Origin of the sequence: Spirillospora sp. NPDC049652 (genome assembly GCF_040675125.1) — a bacterium.
In the GTDB taxonomy this organism is placed as follows: domain Bacteria; phylum Actinomycetota; class Actinomycetes; order Streptosporangiales; family Streptosporangiaceae; genus Spirillospora.
The window spans coordinates 1-1,280 of the sequence record NZ_JBFAOF010001471.1 but is presented as its reverse complement, the minus strand read 5'-3'; the positions used below and the strand labels follow the sequence as shown (position 1 = coordinate 1,280).

Below are 1,280 nucleotides of genomic sequence, written 5' to 3'. Positions count from 1 at the left end.
GGCGAACCGGTCGCCGGCGAACCCGGACCGGGCCCCGCGGAGAGACCACCCGGCCCGCGCTCGTTCGGCGAGCTGCTCGCCGACCCCACCATCAGGCGCTGGGTCCAGCGCGGCGTCGTCGCGCTGCTGGTCCTGGTCGTGGTGGCGGTCGCGGCCAACCTCCTCCTCGGCGTGGCCGCCGCGGCCGTCGTCGTGGTCGGGGACGTCTTCCGCCGCAACCGCACCGCCTCCAGCGTGGAGGCGTGGCAGAAGGCGTCGGCCGTCGAGCGCAAGACCGAGCGGCAGCTGAAGGCCCTGGAGAAGAACGGGTACCGGGTGCTCCACGCCCGGGCCGTCCCCCGCGACGACGAAGGTGTCAGCGACGGGCGGATCGACCACCTGGTGATCGGTCCGAGCGGCGTCTACGCGATCGACTCCGAGGCCTGGGACAAGCGGCTGCCGGTCCGCACGCTCTCCCACCGCAAGCTCTTCCACGGCCCCTTCAACAAGAAGGAGCGGCTGGACGAGACGCACTGGGAGGCGCAGCTGGCCAGCAAGATCATCAGCGACCGGGTCGGCTTCGAGGTGCCGGTCCAGGGCTCGGTGGCGATCTACGGGCCGTCCATCCCGTGGAAGGTCATGCGGGTCCGCGACGTGGACGTCTACGCCGGGAACCGGGCGCGGGGCTACCTGCGCCGCAGGCCGCGCGTGCTGACCGTCACCGACGTCGACCGGATCTTCCAGGCCGCCGAGGAGTCGCTGCCGCCCAAGTATCCCGACACCGTCTGATCCACTACGCACCGCCGGGCGGTCCAGCCGGACCGGGCCGCCCACCGGGCTCGACGACGAGCCCCGGGCCGCCGGACCCCCGGTCCGGCCGCCACGAAGGGGCACCCCATCCCACGGGGTGCCGCTTCCCACCGGACCACCCGCGGCGAACCACCCGCGATCCGCACACCGAGCCGGCCCCGGCCCACCACCGGGTCGTCCCTCCGGCTCATCCGCGACTCGTCCCCGAGTCGTCCCCCCGATCACCAGCGCCGACCGCCTCCGCGAGCCCCGCCCCCTCCCCGGCCGCCGGGCTCCCGTGAACGCCGGTTCCCGCGCTCACCCCTGCCCCGTGATCGCCCTTTCGCCGTGATCACCCCTTTCTCCTGGGCACACGCGGGCCGTTGGTACCATCGGACGACACCGGCCGGCCGGCCGTTCCGCGGCCCGGCGCCAGCGCGGCGATCCCGCCCGGCGCGTCCGGGACGCGCATCCGCCGCGCGGACGTCCGTCCGCCACGGAACGGATCCGAG

General features: G+C 74.7%; 1 protein-coding gene. It reads left to right on the top strand.

Translation table 11 applies throughout. The annotated features are described in order from the left end of the window. A partial coding sequence (locus tag AB0J52_RS41190) for a nuclease-related domain-containing protein (protein ID WP_500188694.1) occupies positions 1-768 on the top strand: 768 nt, incomplete at its 5' end. Between the last annotated feature and the right edge of the window lie 512 nt (positions 769-1,280).